Source organism: Solihabitans fulvus, assembly GCF_008386585.1.
Lineage (GTDB): Bacteria > Actinomycetota > Actinomycetes > Mycobacteriales > Pseudonocardiaceae > Solihabitans > Solihabitans fulvus.
On the sequence record NZ_VUOB01000364.1, the window covers coordinates 1 to 502 of the forward strand.

Below are 502 nucleotides of genomic sequence, written 5' to 3' on the forward strand. Positions count from 1 at the left end.
GCTTAGTCTCCAGTCATCATCTCCATGAACTCATCAAAGTCCACAGTTCCTGAGCCATCAGTGTCAATTTCAGCAATGATGCCGTCAAGATCAGCGTTGCTGAGTTTATCGTCAAGAGCGGCCAGGATCTCTTTCAGTGTTGAAGTGGTGATGTAACCGTTACCTTCACGGTCGTATAATCTGAAAGCTTCTTTCAGTTCTTGTTGCATGGCTTCAGCGTCTTCCTCTTCAAGGAAATGGGAAGCAATATTACAGAAGCCATCAAAGTTGATCTTCCCACTGTTTTCCGGATCGTTTTCATCGATGAGTGCTTGAAGTTCTGAGTCATCGAATAGCTGTCCCATTGTGTTGAGAATGGTGGAGATCTTCAGCACGTCGATGTAACCAGACTTCGTGGTGTCAAACATCTGGAATGCTTTACGCAGCATGGCCATCTTTTGTTCATCATCGGAATCCATGTTGCACGTCAAGGATAGGCGGCTGTAACAAGAACTGAATCCGT

1 protein-coding gene is annotated in these 502 nt (G+C 45.4%); it reads right to left on the reverse strand.

Annotated elements, in window-relative coordinates; all coding sequences use genetic code 11:
* Positions 1-2 precede the first annotated feature (2 nt).
* Positions 3-502, reverse strand: a 500-nt coding sequence (locus tag F0L68_RS46055; RefSeq protein WP_223199664.1) for an EF-hand domain-containing protein, incomplete at its 5' end; no start/stop codon positions are given.